Here is a 25,860-nt window from a genome sequence, read left to right as displayed (position 1 = left end):
TTGGGGAGGAACGGCTTCAGCCGCTCCATCTGCGCGTCGGTCAGCCAGTAAAGATTGCTCATCGATCAGGTCTCCTTGCGGAGCCTGAATCACGCCAAAGGACCCAAATCAATGGGTCTGGAGCCTACGGAGATCAGGCTTTCACGTTAGCGCGGAGGTGGATCCGGCTCGTGAAAGGGCGGGGGGCGGCAAACGCCATTGGACCGTTGTCCGATCGGGTATTCTTGAATAGCCAAGGCCCGATCGCAGAGCCCGCTCTACATCCGCGGCCCGATTGTGGGCGCCGAGCACGATGCAGGCGCTCATTGGAGGCGCCTCCAGCATGCTCCGGCTTTCGTCAGGGCCTCCATGATCTGCTCCCACCGCCCCACCCAGCTCCCGAGCCGGACCTGAAAACAGACGGAAGGCCATTTGCCGAACGCATCGGGCAGGCCGCGCCATGCCGATGCGGTGGGAGAGATTCGCGAGATCCTATCCAGAGCACAGCGATGGATCGGAGCTTCGCGCCTTTCCGGCGCGGAGCGGCGGGGTGGAGCACGTGTGGCTTCCCATACCGTGCACGACAGGAGCTCGTGCTCCGAGCCGGTTTCCATCGCAGATACCAACGTGAAGAACGTTCAGCAGGCCTCGCGGAATCACTACGTCGACAGAGTTAAGGCGGAGGAGGAAAAGACTGGACCGGCGGCAAGCCCCCCAAACATCGCCGCCAAATCGGCACCAGCCTGACAGCCCGCTCGATGATGGCCTCTTCGGCGCGGATCTGGCACCCACGCAGGCCGGCTAAAGGCTCTGTCAGAGTACGGGCCCGTCAGACCAGCGAGAACCCCCGACGAGGAGGGCCGATATATCCGGAACGGGCGCTGCCCGAAGGCCGGGGGGGCACATGCAGCTCAGGGCGATCGGCGTGGCCTCTGCGGGCCTTCGGTTGCGTCCAGGACAGCGCCGCAGCAATGGCGTCCGGATGATCGCCTCACCAATCGGCTTCGGGTGGCGCTGCCCTCTCGTGATCATAGCGGTTTGGGTGGCCGCAGATCTGGCGGAGGTGTCTGAGCGGCCTCGGTGATCGCCATCGCCGTGACGGCACGTCACGCGCGGGCTGCAGAGATTGCGGGGACGCAGCCCCGAAACGGCGGCTGCATCCGCACTGCTTTCGGGCGCGGGCGACGCACTTCCGGCATTGCCATCCGGGAGGATATCGGCACGCCTGCGGCAGATCCTGCCGCAGGCGTGGTGGCGCGGCCGGGGCTGCCGCGCTAGTCGGCGAGGTCCGGGGATACCTTCCAGCCGCGCAGCTTGTACACCGTGCCGGGCCGCGGGAACGGAGTATCTGACTTCTCGCGCAGACGGCGCTTGAAGGAGTGGATCGGGGTCGCACGATCGTCGATCCGCACCTCGACCACCGATGGGCCGTCATGGGCAAAAGCGCGGTCGAGCGCGGGCCCGATCTCCTCCGGGGTCTCCACATAGATCCCGAGCAGCCCGAGCGCCGCCGCCGCCCCGGCATAGCCCGGCTTCACGCTCTGCGTCTCCAGCAGCGAGGACTGCACATTGTTGAAATAGAGCTCCTGCCAGAGCTGGATCCAGCCCAGCCTGCCGTTGTTGATCACCACGTTCACCACGCGCTGGCCGTATTGCGCCTGGGTTGCAAGCTCGCCGATCGTGTAGCTGAAGGCGTCATCCCCGGCGAGGGTCACGATCCGGGATTCAGGGCGGACCGCCGCCGCGCCCACCGCCGCCGGGACCGAATACCCGAGCCCGCCCTGGCCGCGCGCGAAGAGGAACTGCCGCCCCGCCCGGCGCGCCGGGATATAGCCCGCGATCCACCCGGCAGAGAAGGAGGCATCCGAGATTACGATGTCATCGGCGCCGAGGCGCTGCGCGATCTCGTCCACCACGCGGGGCGGCTGGATCGGCATGCGGGTGGAGGCGATTTCCGCGCGCTTCTCGGCATCGCATTCGGCGATCACCGCGCTGATACGGCTGCGCCATTCCGGATGCGGCGCGATCTCAGCCAGCGCCGCATCCAGCGCCACGATCGTTTCGCGCACATCGCCCAGCAGCGGCACCGTCGGGCGGAAGGTGCGGCCATGCTCCAGCGGGTCGCAGTCGATGGTGATCGTCGCCTGTTCGGGCAGCGGCAGCGACCAGTTCATGCCGGTGTTCTGGCTGACCTTCGAGCCGCACCAGATCACCAGATCGGCCTCCTTGATCAGCTCGATCGCCGCCTTGGAGCCGAGCGGATTGAGCACGCCCGCGGCATAGGGCCGGGTTTCCGGCACCGACCCCTTGCCCGAGAGCGACGTGACCACCAGCCCGTCCAGCCGGTCGGCAAAGGCCGTTACCTCCGCCGTGGCGGAGGCGCCATGCACGCCGCCGCCACAAACGAGCGCGGGGCGCTTGGCGCGGCGGATCAGGGCTGCGGCCTGGGCAATATCGCCATGGGGGGCGCAGCTGCGCAGATAGGGGATCTGCCGCGCGCGGTCGTCCACGCGGATCTGCAGCAGCTCCTCGTCCCATTCGGCATCGAAAATATCATGCGGGATGATCAGCGCGACGGGCCCCGGGCGCGGCGCCGTCGCCACCCGGAAGGCGGTGCGGATCAGCTCCGGCAGAGCGGTGACCGAAGGCACCAGATAGGCCTCCTTGGTGCAGGTCTTGAAGAAGGAGAGCTGGTCGAAGCCCTGGCTCGCGATGCCTTTTTCCTTGAGGGGCAGCCAGTCGAGCGGCAGCTCGCCGATGATCCCGATCATCGGGATCGAGGCATTCAGCGCCTCGAGAAACCCCGCGGGCAGCAGGTTCGCCCCCGGCCCGACGGTGACGTCACACACGCCGGGCTTGCCGGTCAGCCGGGCATAGGCATCGGCGGCATAGGCGGCATTTCTTTCGTCGCGCATCAGGATATGGCGGATGCGGTCGGTCCGGCGCGATATCGCGTCATGCAGGGCGGTGGTCTGCCCTCCTGGCATGCCGTAGACATATTCGACCCCGTATTGCGCCAGCATTTCCGCAATGAGATCACCGATATGAGCCATGATCGTTCCTTTCGTCAGGCATCGTGGAGCCATGCCGCGGCGCGGGCCGCAGCAGGCGGGGAGGAAGCATCCGGAGAGCGGATGGGTCAGGCAGGCAGCGGGTTGGCCCGGCTGCGCGCAGCCATGCGGTGCATCAGCGGCCGCAGGGCATCGTGGGTTTCGAGGTAGAGCTCCATCTGGGCGCGGAAGCGGGCATGGCGCTCCGGATCGGGCAGCACTTCGTCGCGGATCCGCACCATGCGCTCGGCAGCGGCGGTGAGCGTGCCGTGCAGCCCCGCGCCAACTGAGGCCGCGATGGCGGCCCCGAGCGCGGTGACTTCGCCGACCTCCGGGATCAGCAGCCGCGTGCCTGTCGCATCGGCATGCATCTGCACCCAGAACGGCGAGCGCAGCACCCCGCCCGCGAGCGTCATGCTCTCCACGCCGATTCCCTTCTGCGTCAGCCGCCCAAGGATATTCGCCGTGCCGAGCGCCACTGCCTCCATCAGCGCGCGGGTCACCTCGGCGCGCGAATGCTTCAGCGTAAGGCCCCAGATCGCGCCCTGCAGGTCGTAATCGGTGTAGGGGTTGCGGTTGCCCTGCCAGAAATCCAGCACCACCAGCCCGTTTGCCCCGGGCGGCGCGGCTTCGGCCTCGCGCAGCAGCGCGCCGTAGCCATCGCCTGCGGCATGCAGCAGGTCATGCCACCAGCGCAGGATCGCGCCGGAGGAGACCTGCCCGCCCTCCATCACGAAGGTGCCGGGCGTGACGCAATCGGGATGCGGCCCGAACAGGCCTGCAATCTCCACGTCCTCCGCCACCACCGGCAGGACCAGATGCGAGGTGCCGGTGATCAGGGCGGTTTGCCCCGGGCGCAGCGTGTTCAGCCCGAGCATCGCGACATAGGCATCGGTGCCCCCGGCCACCACCAGCACATCGCGGGGCAGGCCGAGCGCGAGGGCAGCCTCCGCCGTGAGCGGCCCGATCGGCGCGCCGAGGGCGGGCATCTCCGGCGGGAACAGGCCGGTGATCGCGCCGAGCCCGATCGCCTGCAGGAAATCCTGCGGCCAGCCGCCCCGACGCGGATCGTAGAACCAGCGGTTGATCGTCAGGTTCTGCCCCAGGGTCAGCCGCCCCGAGAGCCGCAGCGCCAGGTAATCCGCCATTTCCACGAACCAGCGCGTGCGGCCGAACAGGTCGGGCGCGTTTTCGCGCAGCCACAGGATCTTGGGCAGGGCGGTCTCGGCGCTGACCCCGGCGCGCGAACGGCGCAGCGCGGGATGGCCGGTGGCCTCGATCCGGCGCGCCTGCGGCGAGGCGCGGTTGTCCATCCACAAGATCGCCTCGGCCACCGGCGCCAGCTCGGCATCGAGCGCGACGAGCGTGCTCGAGGTGCCATCGGCACAGATCGCGGCGACCCGGGCCGGATCCACCCCGGCGCGGGCGATGGCCTCGCGCACCGCGCCGCAGGCCGCGCGCCACCAGTCTGCCGGGTTTTGCGTGGCCCAGCCGGGGCGCGGGTAATGGGTGGGGTAGTCCTGCGTGGCCATGGCCAGCACCTGTCCCGCCGCATCCGCCACCAGGGCGCGCGCGCCGCCGGTGCCGCAATCGAGCCCGATCGTGATGTCACGCGCCATCGTGATGCTCCTTTGCGCCGTGATGCCGCGCTGCGAGCGTCGCCACGATCAGCCCCAGAACGAGCAGCGCGCCCTGGATGATCTGCCGCTGGTAATCGGGCAGGCCGAGCAGGGCCGCGCCGCTGAACAGCACGCCCAGGAACAGCGTCGCCGTCAGCGTCCCGAGGATGTTCGGCTTGCCCACCCGCACCATCATCCCGCCGAGCAGCACCACGGTGAGCCCGTTGATTAGATAGGGCCCGCCGATCATCGGCTGCCCGGAGGCCAGATGCTCGGCCAGCAGGACCCCTGCCATCGCCGCGCAGACCCCGGAGACCGCGAACAGCAGCACCGTGAGCCCCACCACCGGCACGCCGACCGTGCGCACGGCGGCCTCGTTCTGCGCCAGCGCATAGATGTAGCGCCCCATCGTCAGCCGCTCCTGCACATACCAGGCCAGCGCCGCGAGGATCAGCACCACGAAGACCACCGGCGGCACCGTCCCGCCGAGCACCGGGCGCAGCAGCGGCGCGAACGGCCCGGGCTCCGCGATGCGGATCACCGTGCCCTTGCCGAGGGCCGCGGCGATGGAGGCGCAGATCCCCGCGGTCGAGATCGTCACGATCAGCGCCGGCAGCCGCATCGCGGCCACCAGCCAGCCGTTCACCAGCCCGACCAGCAGCCCCGCCGCAATGGACGCGCAGATGGACGCGCCCCAGCCCCAGCCATGGGCCAGCGCGAAGGCGCAGATCATGTTCGCCAGCGCCGCGACCTGCATGAAGCTCACGTCGATCTTGCCGGCCGCGATGACCCAGGTCAGCCCCAGCACCATCACCGCCATCACCGAGAAGGACTTCAGCACCGCGGCGATATTGCCCGGATCGAGCAGCTGCGGCCGAACCGCCGCAATCGCCACGGTCAGTGCCACCGCCGCGAGCGGCAGCCACAGGTCCATCGTCAGCCGGGCGATCCTGCGCCGGCTCTGGCGCGTACGGGGGGTCTTGTCGATATAGGTCATGGTCATGCCCTGTCCTCCGAAGTCCGGGCTGCGGACGGTCGGGCCGGGCGGGGCAGGAGCACCCGCAGGCCCGCGAACCAGTCGCGCAGGCTGTCCGAGAAGGCGACCACGCCGCCGAGCAGGATCAGGCTCACGACGCCGTCGCTATAGTAGTAAGGCACGCCCATCAGGGCGAAGCCGTCGAGCAGCATGGTGATGAGCAAGATGCCCGCGAAGCTCGCGAAGACCGAAGCCCCGCCCATCACCGCCGCGCCAAGAAACACGCCTGCATAGGCCGGCATCATCAGGTTCGCGCCCTTGTTCGTCTCGGCATTGCCCGATTCCGCGAGGATGAGCAGCACCGCCAGCACCGCGCACACGGCCCAGAGCATATAGGCCAGGGCCGTGTAGCGCCGTGTGGCGATGCCCGAATAATGCGCCGCGATCGGGTTTTCCCCGGTGGCGTAGAAGGCGATCCCGGTGCGGGTGCGGCTCATTGCGAACCAGGCCACGGCATAGATCGCGAGCAGGATCCAGAGCGAGACCCCGAGCCCCAGCAGGCGGGCATCGTTGAGATCGGTGATGCCGCTCTGGAAGAAGTTCTGGAAGATCGAGCGCCCGCCCGTATAGAGGAAGGCCATGCCGCCGCAGATCGAGCCGACCGCGATGGTGGTGACGATATCGGGCAGGTTGGAATAGCTGATCGCCACGCCGGAGACCGCACCGATCACGGCGCCGAGGGCGAGGCCGCCGCAGACCGCCGCCCAGAGCGGCAGACCGGCGGCGATCATCGCGCCCATCGACATCGCGGCCAGCGCGGCGACCCCGGCGATGGACAGATCGAACCGGCGCACGATCACCACGAAGGTCAGGCCGAGGGCCGCGAGCCCGTTCGCCGCCATGTGCCGCGCGATGCCGTTCAGGCTGGCGTGGCTCAGGAAGCGCGGCTCCAGCAGGGTGAAGGCGGCGCCGACCAGCAGCACGAGGCCGCAGAACCCGAACGCGCGGGAGGAAGCCCGGAGAAACCCGTTCATGCCGCAGCCTCCCCCATGATCCCCGCCATCAGCAGCGCATCGCGGCTGAACTGGCCTGCCCCGGGCGCAACGAGGCGCCCCTTGTGCAGCGCGACCGTCCGGTCGGCCACGCCATGCACCTCGTCGCAGTCGCTGGAGATGACGATCACCGCGGCGCGCGCCGAGAGCTCGCGCATCAGCCCGTAGATCTTGGCCCGCGCGCCGATATCGACGCCGACCGTGGGCTCCACGAAAATATAGACCTGGGCCTCGCTGTAGAGCCCCTTCGCCAGGACGATCTTCTGCTGGTTGCCGCCGGAGAAGCCGCTGGCCGGTGTGGTCAGGCTCGGCGGATGCAGCGCCACCTGGCGCGTCAGCTCCTGCGCATCGTGCCGCATCCGGCGGCCGCGCAGGCTCCAGCGCCCGCCTGCCGCGCGGCGGAGGTTCGCCAGCGGCACGTTGAACAGCGCCGGGCGGCTCAGCGCGAGCCCCTCTGTCCGCCGGTCTCCGGGGACGAGGAAGATCCCGGCATCGAGCGCCTGACGCGGCGATTTCGGCGCGATCGGGCTGCCCGCGAGGCGGATCGTGCCGCGCTCGGGCGGCAGGGCGCCAAAGATCGCTTTGGACAGTTCGTCGCATCCCGAGCCCACCAGCCCGAAGATGCCGAGGATCTCGCCCCGGTGCGCGGCGAGAGATATGTCGGTGAATTCGCCGGGGCGGCTCAGCCCTGCGACCTCCAGCACCACGGCGCCCGGCTGGCCGGTGCGGGGCGGGAAAATGTCGCCCACCGCCTCGCCGAGCATCAGCTCCGCGAGCGACACCCGGCCCGCGCGGGCCTCCTCCACCGTCATCCGCGCGACGCAGGTGCCGCCGCGGAACACGGAAAAACTGTCGGCGATGGCGAAGACCTCTTCCAGCTGATGGGTGATGTAGATGATGGCGATGCCGCGCGATTTCAGCTGGTTCATCAGCGTGAACAGATCCTCGCGCTCGACGTCGGTCAGGGTGGAGGTCGGTTCGTCGAGGATCAGCACGCGGATGTCGTCGCTGGCCAGCGCCTGCAGGATCGCGACGGCCTCGCGCTCCACCGCAGACATCCGGCCCACTTCCTGGGTCAGGTCGATGGGCACCGCAAAGCGCGCGGTGAGTGCGCGCGCGCGTTCATCGAGGGCCGCCCGGTCCACCCGGCCGAACAGGCCGCGCTTCGCCGTCTCGCGGCCGAGGAAAATGTTGTCGAGCCCGGTCATGTCGGGCACCAGTTCGGGGTGCTGCTGCACCGTGGCGATCCCGGCGCGCAAGGCGTCCTCCGGCGTGCGGAAATGGACATCGCGCCCCGCGACCGCGATCGTGCCGCCGTCTTTCTGGATGATCGCCGACAGGATCTTGATGAAGGTCGATTTTCCGGCGCCGTTGATGCCAAGCAGGGCGTGCACCTCGCCCGCTGCGACGTGGAAATCCACGCCGCGCAGGGCCTGCACCTGGCCGAACCGCTTGGATACCTCGGAGGCAGTCAGAACGGGTGTGGACATGACAGTCGGTCCTTAGGGGGGAGAGGGGCCGCGGAATGCCCGCGGCCCGGGGGATCAGAGCGCGCGGGCCCAGCCGAGCTCGCCTGCGCGGCCGGGCATGTCGTAATCGTCGGGGATGCCGTTTTGCAGCATGTCCTGGGTGACGGCATAGGTGGGCGTGATCACGAGGCGCGGCGTCTTGCGCCCCGCCAGGGCCTCATGCGCATAGAACACGCTGGCATAGGCCATCTCGTAGAAGCTCTGCGCCATCGACAGCTTCAGCGGCGTGCCTGCGGCGATGTAGTTGAAGGCCTGCGAGCCGCCGTCGATCCCGGTCAGGATCAGGTCGCTGCGCCCGGCGGCGCGTGCGGCCAGGGTGCCCTCCACCGAGGCGCCGTCCCAGGCGCACCAGATCGCGTTCACATCGGGGTTGGAGGTGAGGATATTGTCCACCGCCTGCCGTGGGGTGACGTTCCCGGCCAGCGCGAAGGCCCATTCGGTGACGATCTGCACATCGGGGTAGCGCCGCAGCGTCCATTCCATGCCCAAGGTGCGCTGATCCCAGCTTTCGTTCTGCGGCAGCATCACGCGGGCGATCTTGCCCTTCCCGTTCAGGGCCTTGCAGATGTACTCGCATGATTGCTGGCCCATGCCGAAATTCGACGACATCGCGGTGGTGGTGACCATCGCGCCGGGCACCGAGCTGTCGGCGCAGAAGACCGGGATCCCGGCCGCGATCGCGCGCTGCACCGCCGGGGCGATTGCCACCGCATCGGCCGGGGTGATGAACAGCGCTTCGGGCTTCGAGGCGATCAGCGAGTCGATCTGGTCCGATTGCTGGCGGGCGTCGAAGCCCGCGTCGGTGGTGGTCAGGCGCCCGCCCAGCTCCTTCACCGCGGCGTTGAAGCCGTCCTGCAGGTGACGGCCGGAATCATAGGTCGTCCAGCCGAGAGAGGCCGCGAAAGTGCGTTCGGCCGCGGCCGCGCGCATTTCTTTGGGCCAGAGTGCGGCGCTGGCGGCCAGCGTTGCGGCGCCCGCCATGAAGGCGCGGCGGCCGAAGCCCGCGCCGGAAATCTGTTCGTCCATGTTTCTCCTCCACTGTTGTACCGCCCGTGCCGGGCGGGTTCTGGCGCCTTTCGGGCACCCTCAGCACGCGACTGCGAACGTCCTCCAGCGTTCGTAGGCGCGCAGGTAGCTGTCGGCGTGCGAGGCCGACGGGCCGATGGTTTCGCGCAGGGCGGGCCTGCGCAGAACAGTCGCGGGCGCGGCCCCCGTCGCCGCGATCATGCCGAGGCGGGCCGCGCCAAAGGCCGCGCCAAGCGCGCTCGTTTCCGGCACGTCGAGCTCGAGATCGAGCGTCGAGGCCAGGATCGAGAGCCACAGCCGCGAGCGCGATCCGCCCCCGATGGCCAGGAGCCGCCGCAGGTCCGATCCTCCGGCGCGAAAGGCATCGGCGCATTCGCGGATGGCGAAGGCCACGCCCTGCATCACCGCCTGGGTCATCGCCGCGTCGTCGTGCTGATGCGCGAGGCCGAAGAAGCCGCCGCGCTGGCCCGCATCGCTGCGCGGCGACCAGCAGCCATCGAGGAACGGGGTGAACACGAGGTCCGTCGCTGGGCGGGAGCCGCTCCCGAGCTCTGCGGCGAGCTCTGCCGGGCTGCGCTTCAGCCGCGCCGAGAGCCAGCTCAGGCAGGAGGTCGCCGAGAGCACCACCGACATCTGATGCCAGCGCCCGGGGACGGCGTGGCACAGCGTCTCGATGGCGAACTCCCCCGCTGGGCGCGGGCTGTCGTTTGCCACGAACAGCACGCCCGATGTCCCGAGCGAGACGGTCCCGTCGCCGTCCTCGATCACGCCGGTTCCGCAGGCGCCGCAGGCATTGTCGCCGCCGCCGCCCGCGATCACCGGCCGCAGCCCCATGCCCCAGCGTTGCGCGAGCTCGGCCCGCAGGCGCCCCGATACCTCGGTGCCCTCGACCAGCTGCGGCATATGGGTGCGGTTCAGCCCCGAGGCCTCCAGCATCCGGTCGGACCAGTTGCGGGCGCTGAGGTCGATCCACATGGTGCCGCTGGCATCGGCCAGGTCGGTCGCCTTCTCGCCCGAAAGCTTCAGGCGGACGTAGTCCTTGGGCAGCAGGATCTTGCGGATCGCGCGGTAGGTCTCGGGCTCGTGCCGGCGCAGCCACATGACCTTGCTCGCGGTCACACCGGGCGTCGGCTTGCGCCCGACGCGGCGGATCAGGTCGGGCACGTTCTGCAGCAGCTCGGCGCATTCGTTGCCGCTGCGGGTGTCGTTCCACAGGATCGCGGGGCGCAGCGGCCGGTCCGCGGCATCGAGCACCGTCGCCCCGTACATCTGGCCGGACAGGCCAATGCCCTGCACCGCCGACATTTCGCCCGGATGGGCCGCGGCCAGGGCGTCCAGCGTCTCGCTGACCGCCTCCCACCAGATCTCAGGATCCTGCTCGGACCAGCCCGGCTGCTGCCGGCGCACGTCGAGCGGCCGCGAGGATGCCTCGCCGACAAGCCGCTGGCTGTCGTCCATCAGGATGGACTTCACCCCTGACGTTCCAAGGTCTATGCCCAGAAACTTCGCCTCTCCTCCCTGTTGTCGCCGCCCCTCCGGGCGGCGGTTGTGTCAGAGCGCCCCGGGCCTCCTCTCCCGGCGCAGCGCGCTCAGGCGCTCTGACGTTTCGGCATCTGTCCTTCCATGTATCGCTCCAGGGCTGCGGCCTGCTGCGGGTTCAGCACCAGGCCGAGCTTGCTGCGATGATAGAGAATGTCGTGGGCGGAGCGCGCCCATTCGTGATCGCGCATGTAGTCCACCTCACGCAGGGTCAGCCCGGCGCCGAACTCCATGCCCAGATCGGCGCGGCTGCGGGCCCCTCCCAGAACCCGTTGCGCGCGCGATCCATAGTAGCGCACGAAGCGCGTGGCCTCGGCCTCGCTCAGAAAGCCATAGGCGGCGCGCAGCTTCTCCACCTGCCGCGCGAAATCCTGCGGCGCGAAATCGCCGCCGGGCAGGGGCTTCTGGCCGGTCCAGCCCGCGGGCAGCTGCGCGCCGCCGCGCGGTGCGCCGAGGCAGGCGCCGATCCGCTCCAGCGCCGATTCCGCCAGCCGCCGATAGGTCGTGATCTTGCCGCCGAAGACCGAGAGCACCGGCGCATCGGCCTGGGTGTCGAGCTCCAGCACATAATCCCGCGTGGCCTTCTGCGCCTCGGAGCTGCCGTCGTCATAGAGCGGGCGGACGCCGGAATAGCTCCAGACCACATCGGCGGGCGTCACCGGCTGCCGGAAATAGCGGCTGGCAAGGGCGCAGAGATAGGCGATCTCCTCGGGCGATGCCGCCACCTTGGCCGGATCGCCCGGGTAATCGCGGTCGGTGGTGCCGATCAGGGTGAACTTGCCCTCATAGGGGATGGTGAAAACGATGCGCCCGTCGGCGTTCTGGAAGATGAAGCAGCGGTCGTGGTCATAGAGCTTCGGCACGACGATATGCGAGCCCTGCACCTGGCGCACCCGCCCCTTCGGCGGGCGCCGGGCGATGCCGCGGGCCACGTCATTGGCCCAGGGGCCGGCTGCATTGATCAGCATCCGTGCGGTGATGGTCTCCTCGGTGCCGTCCTCGGTGCGGGTGGTGAGGCGCCAGCCGCCGCCGGGGGCCGGCTCGGCGCGGGTGGCGCGGGTGCCGACCCGGATCGTTGCGCCGCGTTCCTGCGCGTCGATCGCGTTCAGGATCACGAGGCGGTTGTCCTCGACCCAGCAGTCCGAATATTCGAACCCGCGCGTGAGGCCCGCGCGCAGCCCTTGCCCGACAGGCCCGGTCTTCAGGTTGACATGGGTGGTGCCGGGCAGCAGCTTGCGCCCGCCGAGATGGTCGTAGATGAACAGGCCGAGCCGCAGCAGCCAGGCCGGGCGCATCCCCTTCGCATGCGGCAGCACGAAGCGCAGCGGGCGCACGATATGGGGGGCGATGCCCCAGAGCACCTCGCGCTCGATCAGCGCCTCGCGCACCAGCCGGAATTCGTGATGCTCCAGATAGCGCAGCCCGCCATGGAGCAGCTTGGTGGAGGAGGAGGATGTGGCCCCGCCCAGATCGCCCTGTTCGCACAGATAGACCGAATAGCCCCGCCCCACCGCATCGCGGGCGATGCCGCAGCCATTGATGCCGCCGCCGATGATCGCGAGGTCATACATGGGCGGCCTCGCGGCGCGCGCTCAGGATCCGCTCGGCGATTTCCACGAAGCCGGCGCCGCCTTCGGAGGGCGCCACGAAGGCCGGGGGGGTGAAGCTGCCGGGCGCGAATTCGCGCACATTCGCCACCCCGCAGCCGTTCGGGAAGAAGCCGAACATCGGCCCGTCATTGGGGCTGTCGCCGGCGAAGATGATGCTGTCGCGGGCGGCGTCGATGTCGAGCCCGAGCACGTCGCGGGCGAAGATCCGGGTCATCGACAGCTTGTCATAGCTGCCGAACCAGCCATTCACATGGATCGAGGACAGCTTCGCCACCGCCCCCGCCTCGGCAAAGAGATCGAGGATGCGCTGCACCTGATCGGGCGGCAGCGCAGGCACGTCCTCGCAGAAGTCGATCGCCAGGTCCGCCTCGCGGTAGAGCTGATCGGAGGCGATGCCCGCGCCCGGAACCGCGTCCAGAATGCGTTCGCGCAGGGCGTCGAGCCGGGCGCGGTTGGCGCGGCGCTCGTCGGGGGTGGCGAAGAAGCGCTGCCGCATCACCCGGGCCTCGCGGTCATAGGCGAAGTAGAAGGCACCGTTTTCGCCCACCACGCCCGCCACCGGCCAGAACCGGGCGATCATGTCGCACCAGCCGGCCGGGCGCCCGGTGATCGGCACCACCGCGAGCCCCGCCTGCGCCAGCCGTTCGAGGGCGGCATAGGCCGCGGCGGGCAGCTGGCCGTCGGTGGTCAGCGTGTCGTCGATATCGGTCAGCACGGCAACGCAGCGCGACAGGATGGCGGGGTCAAGATCGTCCAGCGGCCGCATCAGACCGTCTCCTCGATGAAATCGTCCAGAATTCCGATGTCCTCCGCCAGATCGAGCAGGGAATAGCGGTCGCGCATCTCGCGGCAGCGGCGCAGCGCCTCGGCATAGAGGTCACGGTCGAGGCCGATCTCCTGCGGGGTGGCGCCGCCGCCTGCCGCGCGCAGATGTGCGGCCATTGCATCGGCGGGCAGCATCATCGCGCGCAGGGTCTGGCGCAGCTCGGGCCAGATCCGTTCCAGCCGGGTGTTGAACAGGGCGGCCTCGTCGTCGGTCATCGCCTTGGCGCGGCTGGCTTTCAGGCAATCCTCCACCGCGGCGGCCGGATAGCGCGCCCGTATTGCGGCTTCGTCGGGGCGCCAGGGGCGCAGGCGCGGCGCCGTTTCCATCGCGAGGATCCGCTCCTGCAGCCGCGCCATGGTGATCGAGGCCACGCCGACCTGCTGGCCATGCACGGTGCCGGGGTGCCGGTCTCCCGCGAAACTGTCGATCCAGTGCGAGATCTGATGCTCGCCCATGGAGCCCGGATGGCTCATGCCCACCACGGCAATCCCCAGCCCGCCAAGCGTGAGGAGCCGCTGCAGATAGCCGATGGCATCATGATCGCGCGCGCCGAGGCCCGCGCTGCGGGCGAGCGTTTCGGCCTCGTCCAGCTCCTGCAGGGCATAGGGCGCGGTGGCGTAGCGGGTGCCGAGCATCACATGCGAGAAGTACCAGTCCACCTGCGCGGTCGGGCGGCACAGGCAATCACCGAGGCCGGCGCCGATCAGATATTGCGGCGCAAGCGCCGAAACACCGATGTCGATGAAGACGCCCCGCGCGGCATGGGCTTTCTGGGTGGTCTTCAGGCCGCTGTCGAGTGTGATCGAGGCCGTCGATGAGGTGTAGCCATTCATCGAGGGCGCGGTGCCGAAGACGCTGTAGCTGCGCCCGTCGAGGAAGGTCGCATATTTGCACAGGTCGTTGATGGTGCCCGAGCCGACTGCGATCAGCGCTTCGGCATCGGCGGTGAGGCTTTGCAGCGCACGCACCTGAGCCTCGTCGGCATGTGGATGCTCCAGCACCAGCAGGCGGGCCTTCGCGCCCACGGAGCGTGCCACCGCCGCCCCCATCGCCTCCGCCGTATCCGCATCGCAGACCACAGCATAGCTTCCGGCCGGCATGACCTGCTCCACCAGGTCGCGGGCATTGTCGGCGAAACCGTCGCCGATCTGGATGTGCCGGAACGGCACCGTGACCGATGTCCCGGTATCCGGATCCAGCCAGCGGCCGGTGGTCACATCCTCGATGAGGGCGTTCCAGCCCGCGGCCGCGGTGTCGCGCGCCGTTAGCGGCAAGGTCATCTGCTCCTCCCAAGCAAGTGCTCTCCCTTGCGATGAAAGTTGCCAGATGCTTCTGTCGTTCGTCAATAGCAATTTTCAAAACACATCGGCATTTGCCAAAATCGTTATTTTCTGTGAAATAGGATGGAGCGCCGGAGCATCTGCGCTATAGCTGCGGCGAGGGGTAAGACATGGCGAAGAAACCGGAACTCTCCGAAGCGGCCGATCCGCGTCCGGGCAACGGGCGCAGGGGCGTTCCTGCGCGATTCGGCATGGATGAGGTGCTCTGGGCGGCCTGGCTCTATTACGAGCAGGGCCAGAAACAGGACCAGATCGCCGACGAGCTCGGGATTTCGCGCGCCTCGGTCTTCAACCTGCTGCAGAAGGCGCGGGACGAGGGCGTGGTGAACATTTCCATTGATCCGACGCGCATTGCCCGGATGGAGCTGTCGCAGCGGATCTCCGAGGCGACCGGGCTTGCGGAATGCTACATTCTGCCGGTGCAGCGCGACGGCGGGCCGCTGCACCGGCAGATAGGCCATCTGGGGGCGCGGGTGCTGGAAAGCCGGCTGCACCGGGACGATACGCTGGGCGTCGCCTGGGGGCGGACGGTGCTGGCGCTGTCACAGCATCTGAGCACGATCACCTATCCCAATATCACCGTCGCGCAGATCACCGGCAGCGCGGCGGCGACCTTCGACTTCTCGCCGGTGATGTGCACATCGAACATCGCCGAACGGCTGAACGCGCGCTGCATCAACCTGCATGCGCCGGGGGTGGTCTCCTCGGCGCAGGTGAAGGGGATCCTGATGCAGGAGCCCGCGATCCGGCAGCATTTCGGGCTGCTGCGCCATTGCACCAAGACCGTGTTCGGCGTCACCCAGCTGACCGGAGAGACCCTTCTGGTCCAGGGCGGGTTCATGACCGAAGAGGAGCTCGCGACCTATAGGGAGCTGGGTGCGGTCGGCTTCGCGGCCGGCTATTTCTTCGACCGGGACGGCAGCATCATCCACAGCGAATTCGACGGGCGCCACATCACCATGGCCTATGGCGATCTGGCCGCGATCCCGGAGCGGATCTGCGTGGGCGGCGGCCCCGACAAGGTCGCGGCGATCCGGGCGATGCTGCGCACCGAACTCGCGACCATTCTCGTGACCGACGAGGTCACCGCCACCCAGCTTCTTTAGCGCGCCTTCGCCAGCCCCTCCGGGCCGCCCGGCGCCTGAGGGAACCAGCGCGCGCCGAGCCGGAGCGCCACATGCACGAGCAAGATCAGCGCAGGCACCTCCACCAGCGGGCCGATCACCGCGGCGAAGGCCACCGGCGAGGCCAGGCCGAAGCTCGCGATAGCCACAGCGATCGCCAGCTCGAAATTGTTGCCGGCGGCGGTGAAGGCGATGGCGGTGGTGGTCGGGTAATCCGCCGCGATCAAACGCCCCATCAGGAAGCTGATGCCGAACTGGATCAGGAAATACAGCGCCAGCGGCACCGCGATCCGGAACGCATCCATCGGCAGGCGCAGCACGTCGCCGCCCTTCAGGCTGAACATGGCCACGATGGTGAACAGCAGCGCGGCCAGCGTGATCGGCCCGATCCGCGGCAGGAAGGCGGATAGATACCACGCAGCCCCCCTGCGGGCGATCAGGATGCGCCGGGTGAGGTATCCGGCGGCGAAGGGAATGCCGAGATAGATCAGGACGGCCTTGCTGATCGTCCAGAAGCTCACATCGACCACGCTGCCCTCCAGCCCGAACAGCGGCGGCAGGACCGACAGGAAGACCCAGGCGTAGGTGGAGAAGAACAGGATCTGGAACACCGAATTGAAGGCCACGAGCGCGGCCACATACTGGCTGTCGCCCCGGGCGAGCTGGTTCCAGACCAGAACCATGGCGATGCAGCGCGCGAGGCCGATCAGGATCAGCCCGGTCATGTATTCGGGGCTGTCGCGCAGGAAGATCACCGCGAGGGCGAACATCAGCACCGGCCCGATGAGCCAGTTCTGGATCATCGACAGGGCGAGGACCCGCCTGTCGGCGAAGACCCGGGGCAGCTCTTCGTATTTCACCTTTGCGAGCGGCGGATACATCATCAGGATCAGCCCGATGGCGATCGGGATGTTGGTGCTACCGATGGCGAGCGCGTCGAGCGCCGCGGGCAGGCCCGGGAACAGGCTTCCGAGCGCAATGCCAAGCGCCATCGCGGCGAAGATCCACAGCGTGAGCCAGCGGTCGAGGAACGACAGCCGGGCGGGGCGGGGCGGGAGGGTCATGTCGGGGCTCCGGGTGCAGGGATGCGGCGGCCATCGGCGCCGACCACGGCCTCGCCGTCCTCTTTGGCGAAGGCGCCGCGTTGCGGGGGCAGCAGGTCCAACACCTGTTCGGATGGCCGGCACAGGCGCACCCCCAGCGGGCTGACGACGATGGGGCGGTTGATCAGGATTGGATGAGCCATCATCGCATCGAGCAGCTGGTCGTCGCTCAGGGCAGGATCGCCGAGCCCGAGCTCGGCATAGGGGGTGCCCTTCTCGCGCAGCAGCGCGCGCACCGGAATGCCCATCCGGGCAATCAGCTGCGCCAGCAGCGCCCGCGCGGGCGGGCATTTCAGATAGTCGATCACATGCGGTTCCACGCCCGCATTCCGGATCAGGCCGAGCGTGTTGCGCGAGGTTCCGCAAGCGGGATTATGATAGATTATGACGTCCATGAGCAGCTCCTGGTTCTCTCTGGCCCGGGCCGGGTCCGGCGTTCGCCCTGAGGGATATCGGCCGGGCTGTCTTCGCCGGGGCGCCAGTCCGGCCCCTGGCTTGCGCAAAGAGAGCGGGTGTCTGGGGTGGGCACAGGGGCTTCACTCCCGCCTCTCGCAGCGCACGGCAATGCGGCGCGCGTACCGCACCCGTGCTGTGCCACGCAGGATCTCTCCCCTGCCGCATCCGTTGGGCGATCCGGTCCGGGCCGGCTGCGGGTTCGGCCAATGATCGTCAGGGCCTTCCGGCCGACAGATCGCTCCGCGCCGCGTTTGGATGGAGCCGCGTCGCGATTGAGGTCGTCGAACGGCCATGCTCCGGCAGTCAGGCTGTGACTTTCGCGCATCCGGGGCGCATCTCGGGGCGTGGCGCCCAGGGCCGCGACGGGCCCTTCCGGAACAAGATCCCGCATGGCGAGCGCGCCAGGTGTGGTGCCCTTGTTGCCCTGAGCTGTCATCTGCGATACCTTAAGATTCGATATTTATAGGATTGTCGAAATATGGAAGAGCGTCAAGCGCTCGCTGTCTTTGGTGCGCTGTCTCAGGAGACCCGGCTGCGGATTCTGCGCTTGTTGGTCGTGGCTGGCCCGGAGGGGCTCGCAGCAGGCGTGATCGCGGAGCGTGCTGGGGTGACAGCGTCGAATGTGAGCTTCCACATCAAGGAGCTGGACCGAGCGGGGCTTGTCGCTGCGCGCCGCGAAAGCCGCTCCATCGTCTATAGCGTGGATTTCGGCGCTCTGAGCGGGCTGGTGCGCTTCCTGACGGACGATTGCTGCGGCGGCCGGATCGGTGCGTGCCCAGACCTGTCGCCGGGCGAATGTTCCGATTGTGGCGGTCATTCGCAGGGGCTCGGGCGGCCTCGCATCGAGGCAGGCTCCTGAACGGATCCCCCCCCCGAGTCTGGGCAGGGCCTGACCTCTCGGGCTGCCACTGCAGCTCTCCCCGGGTTTCTTGTCGGTCCGCCGCGCTCGCCTTGCCCGGCTGACCGCTCAGGGCCGGTAGAACCCGTGCCAAAGGCTGAGTAATCCGCCGGTGGCTATGGCGCCATTGATCACCCAGAAAGCGATTGTCAGGATCGTGTCGGCCATGGCTCAAACCCCTGTGTTCTCTGCTGCGATCCGCTTGGCCAGCCGTGCCAGCGCCGAGCGCGAGCAACCCCTTGCGGCGACGATCCCCGCCCAGCTCTGCCCGCCGCGCAGCATGTCCATGATCACCGCGTTGCGCTTCTCGTCTTCGGGCCGCCCGCGATAAACGCCCGCCGCCTTGGCTTTCTCGACGCCCTGTTTCTGCCGCCGCCGCCGCTCCTCGTGGTCCTTCCGGGCAATTGCCGCGAGCATATCGAGCATCATGCCGTTGATTGCGTCGAGCATCCGTGCGGTGAACTCGTCGGCGCCCGGCTGGATCAACTGATGCGAGGTCGGCAGGTCCGGCGCCACGACGCGGACGCGCTTCGCAGCGATCAGACCTTTCAGCCGATCCCAATCCGCCGCGTTCAACCGGCTGAGCCGATCGACCTGTTCAGCACGTCGCCGGGTTCGCAGTCGGACAGCAACCGGAACAGTTCGGGCCGGTCAAGCTTCACCCCGCTCTCGTTCTCGACATATCGCCCGGCAATCCGCAGCCCCCGGTCAGCAGCAAAGCGTTCAAGGTCGGCGCGGGCGCGGTCAGCGTCCTGATCCGTGGTCGAGGCGCGAAGATAGGCGCGTATAAACATGGCGGGAAATCCTCATCGGTTCGTTTTGGGTGATTCGATGAGCCGCAGGTGCTATTTGGTTTGTCAATCGGAATTTATCGAACCACTTTCAGGCCAGTTTTCTTGAAGTATACCCAAAAGATCACGCCGGACTGCTGTTGCGCTGGGCCGTCCGGACCGCGAAGCCGTTGTCCGTCGCCGCCGTCGCGCAGAGATCATCGACCCGCCGCACCTAAAGGCCCGCCAGAGGACCTTTCCGATCTGCCGAACGCGCCCGCAGCATGGGCCTTCGGGTTGGCCCCGGGGCGATCGTGCTGGCCGCGACTGTTGAGTCTGGCCTCTCGCAAAATTTCGTCAGGATTTTTCAGGCAAGGCGGCCGAGTCGTCCCGTGTCGCCGGTCCTAGTTAGAATGCCTGGTTAGAAAACCGCGCAGTCCGCGCTCACATCGACGCTTATGCTATTGTTTTTGTTCGAATAATTTGAGGATGAGACGGCTTGGTGGAGCTGAGGGGAATCGAACCCCTGACCTCATCATTGCGAACGATGCGCTCTCCCAACTGAGCTACAGCCCCTCGCCGTGAGGCGCATTCTCGCCGATCGCTCTGGCGCTGTCAAGGCCATTATCGCGAATTCCCGGGCTGGAAATGGCGAAGCTGGCTTCGCGCCCTGAAACAGGATGTGCAGGCCTGTGCGGGCCGGTTCAGGGTGCCGTCAGGCCCTCCATGGGCGCGGGGGGCAAGGCTTGAAGCACCTCGTCGCTCTTGCGGCGCTCGTAGAAGGCATTCCCCCCGGTTACCAGAACATAGTGCATGTTATCGTAGGAGTAGCGGCGCCCGGCGGCATGGAAGAACATCGCATTCCCGATCATCGGATGCCTCTCGCCCGCCAGAACGGAGCGGGCCGCCTCCCGCACCTTCGGTGCGGTCTTGATATTCATGCGCCGTGACATGATGCCCGGGGCGAACTGGCCGCGCTGCCCGACCACGCCGCAGACCGTGTTCGGGTAGCGGCCGGATTCGACGCGATTCATCACCACGCTGCCGACCGCGATCATGCCATCGCGGCTGGAGCGGTTGGATTCGAAATACATCGCGCGCTCCATGCAGTCCTGCGGCGTATGGCGGCGGAACAGCGAGCAGCCGGAACTCAGCGCCAATACCAGGCCCAGAGCCAGGCCGATCCGCAGCTTCGATGTCATGAAGGGCACCCGGGACCTCTCGAACCGCCGTGTCTTGCCCGGCAGATGTAGCAGCAGCCCGGCCCCGGCTTCAACCGCGATCGGGGCTCCCGCTCAGCAGCCTGCGGTACAGCGCGTCATAGCCCCTGCAGAAGGTCTCCTCCGCGCCGCGCACAGCGGCCCGCGCCTGCAGCCTTCGCTGTGTACCGGCAACAGGCTCTTCCCCGGCCAAGGACAGGATCGCCGCCGCCCAGTCCTCCGGGGCGCGGCTGCGGCACTGGTATGCGCCGCGCGCCACGTGATCGGCCAGGCCATCCACGCCCGAAACGAGCAGCGCCCGCCCCGCCGCGATCGCCTCCAGCCCGATCAGGCCATAGGCCTCGTAGCGCGAGGGCATCAGCACCGCATCGAACCGCGCCATCAGCGTGGCCGGGCTGCTGGAATAGCCCGCGAAGCGGATCCGCGGATCGCCGCCCGCCAGCGCCTCCAGCTCCGCGCGCTGCGGGCCATCGCCGACGAAGGTGAGCGTCAGATCCTGCCGCGCGATCCGGCGGAAGGCGGGGATCAGCAGGTCGAACCCTTTTTGCGGCACGAACCGGCCAAAGGCCGCGAAATGGCGCGGCGCGCGCGCCACGACCGGCAGCGCCAGGAAATCCGCGATGCCCGCGCAGGAGCGCAGGAGCCGCAGCCGCGGCCGAGAGACCAGACCGCGCTCCGACAGCCAGTCGCGCTGCGCGGCACTGACCGAGACGATCTGGTCGAACAGGGCGTAGGCGCTGCGCAGCAATGTGCCGAAGCGCAGCCGGTGCATCACATTTCCGGCCACGAAGCCTTCGCAATAGCTGTGCTCGACATGGGCGATGGCGAGATGCGGGTAGCGGGCGCGCAGGGCGGTGAGCAGCGGCATGCTGCGCCGCTGATGGTCAGATGTGAGACGATCGCATCGGCGACGATCTCTGGCGCGCGCAGGCTGCCGCGGGGGACGGCAACAACCTGTGGTGTGGCCTGCTGTGCGTGGCGCGGCTCCCGGGCGATGAAGCCGAGGCCGCGGGTCACGCCGCCCCAACTGTCGTCATCGACGAGGTGAACGACACGCTGCGGAACGCTCCGGCAGGGGTGGGGTTCGGTGCGGATCGGGATGGTCATGGCGGGTCCTCCGGTGAAAGGGCGGTCATGCGGCGCCGAGGCGGCCGAGTGCGGCGGCGCCGAACAGGCGCAGGGCGCAGGCGGCGGCGAGGGTGCTGGCGCTTTTGGCGGGCTCTGCCCAGAGCGGATGCGGCGAGGCCGCGATCCCGCGCAGGGCAAGGCGCAGCGCCATGCGGCCATCGCCTGCGGAGACCGCGCGGCGGGCGAGATAGCGCAGCTGATAGGCGCGGGCCGCGGGCGTATGGCGGGCGAAGAAATCCGGCGCGAGGGGGGTCAGCTTCGCCACCATCCGCTCCCAGCCGGCGAGCTGCCGGTCTGCGGCGGCGGAAAGCCCGCCCTGATGGATGCGGTACAGGGTCAGGGCGCCGGGGATCCCCGCGATCTGCCAATCGGTGGTGAGCGCGATGCGCAGCCAGCATTCGATATCTTCGGATTGGCGGAAGGTTTCATCGAAATACCAGTCCCGTGCGGGCTCCGATGCGGGGCGCCAGGCAATCGCGGCGAGGGTGGCGCGGCGGATCACCGCGGCGGAGCCGTTGCCGACCGGGTTGCGCAGGAACACATGATCGGGGCGGACGGCGCCGAGACGCGGCCGCTGCGACAGGCCGAGCGGGCGCCCGGCCGCGTCGATCAGCGCGGAGCCGGAATAGCTGAGCCCGATGGCGGGGGTTTCGTCCAGATGGCGCACATGCGCGGCCAGCTTGTCTGCGCGCCACAGGTCGTCGGCGTCACAAAAGCCGATATAGGCCCCGCGTGCGGCGCGGATGCCGCTGTTGCGGGCGCCGGACAGCCCACGGTTTTCCTGCACCAGCAGCCGCAGGCGCGGGTCGGAAAGCGCGCGCACCTGCGCGGCGGTGCCGTCTTCGGAGCCATCGTCGACGACGATGACCTCCAGATCGGTGTAGCTTTGCCCGAGCAGGCTCGCGAGCGTGCCGGGCAGGGTCCGTGCGGCGTTGAAGGCGGGGACGACGATGGAAACCTTGGGCATGGCGATGTCCTTCAGGCAAAGAGGCGCCGGCGCAGCGGGCCGGGCAGGAGGGGCGACAGGAGCACACCGAGGACGGTCATGGCGCCGCGGCGGCGGTCTTGCAGGAAGCCGGCGGGGCTCTGCGCGAGGCCCTGCAGCATCAGCCCGAGCGCGAGCACGCGGCCCTGATCGAGGCGCAGCGCCCGGCGCGCGAGGTAGCGCAGGAAGATGGCTTCGCTGCGCCGGCTGGGGCTGTGGCCGAAGCGGCGCGCGGTGGTGAGCGCCGCCTGCCTGCCGCGCTTCATGGCGGCAAGGTCGGCCGACAGGCCCGTTGCGCTGCTGCGGTAATGGGTCAGGACCGCGTCGAGCCCGCGCAGCCGCGCCCCGCCGCCCACCGCGCGGATCAGCCATTCAAGATCCTCGTTGTGCACGAGGGTCTCGTCGAGACCGCCGGAGCGCAGAAAGGCCGCGCGGCGCATGGCCATGTTCGACATGGTGCAGACCGGGTTCTCGCCGAGCAGAACCGGGATCGACAGCGGACCGGGCGCAAGACGCGAGACGGTCGAGGGCCGCGCCGGATCCTCCGCGAAGAAGGCCACCCGGCCATAGAGCCCGTCCACCTCCGGATCCGCGGTGAAGGCATGGTCCAGCTGTGCGAGTTTGTCTGCGGCCCAGATGTCGTCCGCGTCGCAGAAGGCCAGGATCTCGCCGCAGGCCTCCGCGCGCGCGGCATGGTTGCGTGCCGCCGAGGGGCCGCGCCCGGGGTTGCGCAGCAGCCGGATCCGGGGGTCGCAGCGGGCGGCCAGGGCGAGGATCCGGCTGGTGGCGTCGCGCGAGCCGTCGTCGATGAACAGGGCTTCCCAGTCGGTGAAGGTCTGGCCGGTGAGCGCATCGAGGGTGGCGCGCAGGGTGCGGGCGGCATTGTAGCAAGGCACGATGATGGTGAAGCGGGTCATGGGGTCATCCTCGACAGGCAGGCGGAAGGGCGCAGCGCGGCGGCCAGCGCGGGCCAGGCCGCGGCGCATTGGGTCAGGGTGGCGACGGCGAGATATCCGACCGCCGTCGCCCGCAGGCCGAAGGGCGCAGTCAGCGCGGTATTGGCGATCAGGGCGGCCGCGAGCGTCGCCGTCACACGGAATTCGACGGCGGGGCGGCCCTCGGCGCGCAAAAGCTGCGCGGCGGCCGTCCACAGCAGCGCCGGAATGGCTGCGAGGCACAGGATCGAGACGATCTCCTCAAGGCCCTGCCAGCGGTCTCCGAACAGGAGCGGCACATACCAGGGCGCCGCCAGCGCCTGCAGCATGACCACCGGCGTGACGCAGAACAGCGACAGCCGCAGCGCCTTGCGCAGCGCCTCCGTCCGGTCCGCCGCGCCGCACAGCCAGGGAAACAGCGCCACGCCGAAGGCATTGGCGAAGGAGCCGGCGAGGCCGAGCCCCGCGTTGAACGCCAGGAAATAGTGGCCGAGCAGCTCCGGGCCGAGCGTGAGGCCGATGACGATCTTGTCGGCCTGAAGGCGCAGCGCCTTCAGCACTTCGACGCCCAGAACCGCCGCGTCATAGCCGCTGAAATGCCGCAGCGGCAGCCCCACCGCCCCCGGCGCCGGGCGTCAGGGCCGCAGCCGCCGCATCCCGATCAGCCAGACCGGCGCCGCGATCACGCGCGGCACGATCAGCGCGAGCGGCCCGCCCATCGTGAGCGCGAGCACCGCAGTCGCCAGATTGGCGAAGACCACCTGCGCGCCGCCGATGGCCGCGGTCTGCCGCAGCCGGCCTTCGCGCATGGCGAGTGCGCAGCTCATCAGCCCGGCCGGCATGAACAGGTATTCCACCGCCAGAAGCCCGGCCATGACGAAGGTCTGCATATTGCCCCCGATCGCCCAGATTGCGGCGCCGATGCCGAGCTGCAGCGCGAACAGGCCGCAGCACCAGGCCCGCTGGATCCGGTGCCCGGTCACGCAGGCGGCTTCGAGCTCTTCGGGGGCGGCCGCGATCACCCGCTGGTTCACCCAGTTCTCGGTCAGGGCCTTGAGGATGTCGGCTGCGGCCAGGGCGGCTGCAGCCATCCCGATCGCATCGGCCTGCAGGTGCCGCGCGACCACCACCACCACGGCGAGGCGCGACAGGCGCTGCGCGAGGTCGGACAGGCCGAGGGCAATCAGGTTTCCGGCGAAGCTGCCGGTGGAAAGGGAGGGCATCGCGGTGTTCTTCGGAGCAGGTCATGAAACGGTTCTACCGCGCTCCGGTGCGGGCCGCGCCTGCGCCCCCGGAGAGGGCTGCGGCGCAGCGGTGCCACAGCCTATCCGAAAGGATGGGGCCCCACGCGAGCCATGTGGACGGATGCCCGGGGCTCGGATACCTTTGATCGACCAGAAGGAGAATTCCTCGACGCGCGCTTTACCCTGACGTGCCAAGCCCCGGTTCGCCTGATTGCCGCCTCGGCCGTCGCCCTCGTCAGCTGCTCTCCGGAACAGCGGCCGGAGAACCTGGAGCCCGTCTCGAGCGGCGGCGCCTATCAGGCGCAGTACCGCGACACCCGCAAGGATGACCCGCGAAGCTCCGCCGCACTGAATGCCGCGGCCTGCCGCGCCCCCCTCGGGGGCGCGCAGCGGCACCGGCGCAGCTATGCCTCGCTTGGCGGCGAGGCGCTGTCGCGCGGCGATCTGCTCGATGTGCGCATCGTCGGCGACGAGACCTTCTCCCATGCCTATGAAGTCTCGCAGGACGGGACCGTAAAGCTGCCGTTCATCGGCGCGATTCCGGCGGCCGGGCAGAATGTCGGGGCGATCGAGACGATCATCTCCGAACGGCTGATCGCGCAGGATTTCTATGAAACCCCGCCGCAGATTTCGGTTCTGGTGCGCGATTTCGGATCGGCGCGGGTCGGGGTATCGGGGGCGGTGTTCGAGCCGCATGCGGTCGAGCTCGGGCTCAAGGGCGATACGATGGACGAGCGCCGCCAGGATGCCTTCGGCAGCTCCACCGAGGCGCGCAACCTGTCTTCGGCGCTGCGCGCGGCGGGCGGGGTGCGCCCGGATGCGGATCTGTCGGCGGTGAAGGTTCTGCGCGGCGGCACCGCCTATACGCTCGACATGCGCGGCGCGATCGACGGCACCGGCTACGAGGACATGATGCTGATTTCGGGCGATCAGGTCAGTGTGCCCTCGCGCGGCTGCTTCCAGGAGGCGCTGATGGTGCCGGGGCCGATAAGCCCGCCCGGAGTGTCGCTGTTCCTGTCGAACCTGACCTCGCCCGCGACGGGCAATGCCGTCTCCTCCATCGGCCGCGAAAGCCGCGAAATGCCCTACGGGACCCGCTTCCTGCAGGCGGTGATCAATGCGAACTGCGTCGGCGGGGTCCTGGCGACCAGCGCTTCGCGCTCTGCGGCGCTGCTGTCGCGCAATCCGGAGACCAGGGTTTCCGTGGTCATCGCCCGCAGCGTGGAGGATATGATGACCCGTGCCGACCGCGACAATTACGACCCCTATCTGCTGCCCGGCGACGGCATCGCCTGCTACGACAGCGCGATCACCAATGTCACCGATGTGGCGCGTTCGCTGTCGATGATCATGGGGCTCTAGGGGCGAGCCAGGCGCAGATCGCGGCCCGCGTTCGGCCCAAAGCGGCGGCAGATCGGATGCCGCCGCACGCAGCGGCGCCGGATCGCCGC

Annotated in this window: 24 protein-coding genes and 1 tRNA gene; 3 read left to right on the top strand and 22 right to left on the bottom strand. The window is 68.8% G+C overall.

The window, feature by feature from the left end:
* Nucleotides 1–1,253 precede the first annotated feature (1,253 nt).
* From ACOMG5_RS02440 to ACOMG5_RS02395, 10 genes are all read right to left on the bottom strand, one after another.
* Nucleotides 1,254–3,032, bottom strand: coding sequence for a thiamine pyrophosphate-binding protein (locus tag ACOMG5_RS02440; RefSeq protein ID WP_420342185.1), 1,779 nt, complete (start codon nucleotides 3,030–3,032; stop codon nucleotides 1,254–1,256).
* 86 nt (nucleotides 3,033–3,118) lie between these two features.
* Complete coding sequence (locus ACOMG5_RS02435) at nucleotides 3,119–4,648, bottom strand: FGGY-family carbohydrate kinase (RefSeq protein WP_420342184.1); 1,530 nt, start codon at nucleotides 4,646–4,648, stop codon at nucleotides 3,119–3,121.
* Nucleotides 4,638–5,651, bottom strand: coding sequence for an ABC transporter permease (locus ACOMG5_RS02430; RefSeq protein ID WP_420342183.1), 1,014 nt, complete (start codon nucleotides 5,649–5,651; stop codon nucleotides 4,638–4,640). Before ACOMG5_RS02430 ends, ACOMG5_RS02435 begins: the two co-directional genes overlap by 11 nt.
* Nucleotides 5,648–6,658, bottom strand: a complete 1,011-nt coding sequence (locus tag ACOMG5_RS02425) for an ABC transporter permease (RefSeq protein ID WP_420342182.1) — start codon at nucleotides 6,656–6,658, stop codon at nucleotides 5,648–5,650. The genes ACOMG5_RS02430 and ACOMG5_RS02425 overlap by 4 nt, the downstream gene beginning before the upstream one ends.
* A complete protein-coding gene (locus ACOMG5_RS02420; RefSeq protein ID WP_420342181.1) occupies nucleotides 6,655–8,166 on the bottom strand; it encodes a sugar ABC transporter ATP-binding protein in 1,512 nt (503 codons plus the stop codon). Before ACOMG5_RS02420 ends, ACOMG5_RS02425 begins: the two co-directional genes overlap by 4 nt.
* A gap of 54 nt (nucleotides 8,167–8,220) precedes the next feature.
* On the bottom strand, nucleotides 8,221–9,231 hold the full coding sequence (locus ACOMG5_RS02415; RefSeq protein WP_420342180.1) for a sugar ABC transporter substrate-binding protein: 1,011 nt from the start codon (nucleotides 9,229–9,231) through the stop codon (nucleotides 8,221–8,223).
* 60 nt (nucleotides 9,232–9,291) lie between these two features.
* Nucleotides 9,292–10,725, bottom strand: coding sequence for a xylulokinase (gene xylB / locus ACOMG5_RS02410; RefSeq protein ID WP_420342190.1), 1,434 nt, complete (start codon nucleotides 10,723–10,725; stop codon nucleotides 9,292–9,294).
* Nucleotides 10,726–10,820: 95 nt separating this feature from the next.
* Nucleotides 10,821–12,341, bottom strand: a complete 1,521-nt coding sequence (gene glpD, locus ACOMG5_RS02405; RefSeq protein WP_420342179.1) for a glycerol-3-phosphate dehydrogenase — start codon at nucleotides 12,339–12,341, stop codon at nucleotides 10,821–10,823.
* Nucleotides 12,334–13,146: an HAD-IIB family hydrolase gene (locus ACOMG5_RS02400; RefSeq protein ID WP_420342178.1), complete on the bottom strand. Its 813-nt coding sequence runs from the start codon at nucleotides 13,144–13,146 to the stop codon at nucleotides 12,334–12,336. The genes glpD and ACOMG5_RS02400 overlap by 8 nt, the downstream gene beginning before the upstream one ends.
* Nucleotides 13,146–14,486, bottom strand: a complete 1,341-nt coding sequence (locus ACOMG5_RS02395) for a sn-glycerol-1-phosphate dehydrogenase (RefSeq protein WP_420342177.1) — start codon at nucleotides 14,484–14,486, stop codon at nucleotides 13,146–13,148. The genes ACOMG5_RS02400 and ACOMG5_RS02395 overlap by 1 nt, the downstream gene beginning before the upstream one ends.
* A 170-nt stretch (nucleotides 14,487–14,656) precedes the next feature.
* Here ACOMG5_RS02395 and ACOMG5_RS02390 point away from each other — a divergent pair, with 170 nt between their 5' ends.
* Nucleotides 14,657–15,652 carry a sugar-binding transcriptional regulator gene (locus ACOMG5_RS02390; RefSeq protein ID WP_420342176.1) on the top strand — a complete coding sequence of 332 codons (996 nt, stop codon included), beginning with the start codon at nucleotides 14,657–14,659 and terminating at the stop codon, nucleotides 15,650–15,652.
* On the opposite strand, the gene arsB is transcribed toward ACOMG5_RS02390, so the two are convergent.
* Nucleotides 15,649–16,734 carry an ACR3 family arsenite efflux transporter gene (gene arsB / locus ACOMG5_RS02385; RefSeq protein ID WP_420342175.1) on the bottom strand — a complete coding sequence of 362 codons (1,086 nt, stop codon included), beginning with the start codon at nucleotides 16,732–16,734 and terminating at the stop codon, nucleotides 15,649–15,651. The genes ACOMG5_RS02390 and arsB overlap by 4 nt on opposite strands.
* On the bottom strand, nucleotides 16,731–17,168 hold the full coding sequence (gene arsC / locus ACOMG5_RS02380) for an arsenate reductase (glutaredoxin) (RefSeq protein WP_420342174.1): 438 nt from the start codon (nucleotides 17,166–17,168) through the stop codon (nucleotides 16,731–16,733). The genes arsB and arsC overlap by 4 nt, the downstream gene beginning before the upstream one ends.
* Before the next feature lie 539 nt (nucleotides 17,169–17,707).
* On the opposite strand from arsC, the gene ACOMG5_RS02375 reads away from it, so the two are divergent.
* On the top strand, nucleotides 17,708–18,088 hold the full coding sequence (locus ACOMG5_RS02375) for an ArsR/SmtB family transcription factor (protein ID WP_420342173.1): 381 nt from the start codon (nucleotides 17,708–17,710) through the stop codon (nucleotides 18,086–18,088).
* Between the two features lie 210 nt (nucleotides 18,089–18,298).
* On the opposite strand, the gene ACOMG5_RS02370 is transcribed toward ACOMG5_RS02375, so the two are convergent.
* From ACOMG5_RS02370 to ACOMG5_RS02325, 10 genes are all read right to left on the bottom strand, one after another.
* Nucleotides 18,299–18,703 (bottom strand): hypothetical protein, encoded by a 405-nt coding sequence (locus ACOMG5_RS02370; protein ID WP_420342172.1) that lies wholly within the window; start codon nucleotides 18,701–18,703, stop codon nucleotides 18,299–18,301.
* Entirely contained in the window at nucleotides 18,700–18,921 is a 222-nt protein-coding gene (locus ACOMG5_RS02365) for a recombinase family protein (protein ID WP_420342171.1), read from the bottom strand. The genes ACOMG5_RS02370 and ACOMG5_RS02365 overlap by 4 nt, the downstream gene beginning before the upstream one ends.
* Before the next feature lie 476 nt (nucleotides 18,922–19,397).
* Nucleotides 19,398–19,473, bottom strand: a tRNA-Ala gene (locus tag ACOMG5_RS02360).
* Between the two features lie 128 nt (nucleotides 19,474–19,601).
* On the bottom strand, nucleotides 19,602–20,099 hold the full coding sequence (locus ACOMG5_RS02355) for a cell wall hydrolase (RefSeq protein ID WP_420342170.1): 498 nt from the start codon (nucleotides 20,097–20,099) through the stop codon (nucleotides 19,602–19,604).
* A 70-nt stretch (nucleotides 20,100–20,169) separates the two neighbouring features.
* Complete coding sequence (locus ACOMG5_RS02350) at nucleotides 20,170–20,985, bottom strand: glycosyltransferase family 4 protein (protein ID WP_420342169.1); 816 nt, start codon at nucleotides 20,983–20,985, stop codon at nucleotides 20,170–20,172.
* Nucleotides 20,889–21,224: a hypothetical protein gene (locus ACOMG5_RS02345; protein WP_420342168.1), complete on the bottom strand. Its 336-nt coding sequence runs from the start codon at nucleotides 21,222–21,224 to the stop codon at nucleotides 20,889–20,891. Before ACOMG5_RS02345 ends, ACOMG5_RS02350 begins: the two co-directional genes overlap by 97 nt.
* A gap of 25 nt (nucleotides 21,225–21,249) precedes the next feature.
* The gene (locus ACOMG5_RS02340) at nucleotides 21,250–22,212 is read right to left on the bottom strand and encodes a glycosyltransferase family 2 protein (RefSeq protein ID WP_420342167.1); all 963 of its coding nucleotides are present in this window, start codon (nucleotides 22,210–22,212) and stop codon (nucleotides 21,250–21,252) included.
* A gap of 11 nt (nucleotides 22,213–22,223) precedes the next feature.
* The gene (locus ACOMG5_RS02335) at nucleotides 22,224–23,147 is read right to left on the bottom strand and encodes a glycosyltransferase family 2 protein (RefSeq protein ID WP_420342166.1); all 924 of its coding nucleotides are present in this window, start codon (nucleotides 23,145–23,147) and stop codon (nucleotides 22,224–22,226) included.
* Nucleotides 23,144–23,782, bottom strand: coding sequence for an oligosaccharide flippase family protein (locus tag ACOMG5_RS02330; RefSeq protein ID WP_420342165.1), 639 nt, complete (start codon nucleotides 23,780–23,782; stop codon nucleotides 23,144–23,146). Before ACOMG5_RS02330 ends, ACOMG5_RS02335 begins: the two co-directional genes overlap by 4 nt.
* Nucleotides 23,783–23,800: 18 nt before the next feature.
* A complete protein-coding gene (locus ACOMG5_RS02325; protein WP_420342164.1) occupies nucleotides 23,801–24,388 on the bottom strand; it encodes a hypothetical protein in 588 nt (195 codons plus the stop codon).
* Between the two features lie 132 nt (nucleotides 24,389–24,520).
* Between ACOMG5_RS02325 and ACOMG5_RS02320 the strand changes: the two genes are divergently transcribed.
* Nucleotides 24,521–25,771: a polysaccharide biosynthesis/export family protein gene (locus ACOMG5_RS02320; protein ID WP_420342189.1), complete on the top strand. Its 1,251-nt coding sequence runs from the start codon at nucleotides 24,521–24,523 to the stop codon at nucleotides 25,769–25,771.
* The last annotated feature ends 89 nt before the right edge of the window (nucleotides 25,772–25,860 follow it).

Source organism: Paenirhodobacter sp. (assembly GCF_041916475.1).
Lineage (GTDB): Bacteria > Pseudomonadota > Alphaproteobacteria > Rhodobacterales > Rhodobacteraceae > Rhodobacter.
The sequence above is the reverse complement of the archived record's forward strand: the minus strand, read 5'-3'. Positions and strand labels throughout refer to the sequence as shown.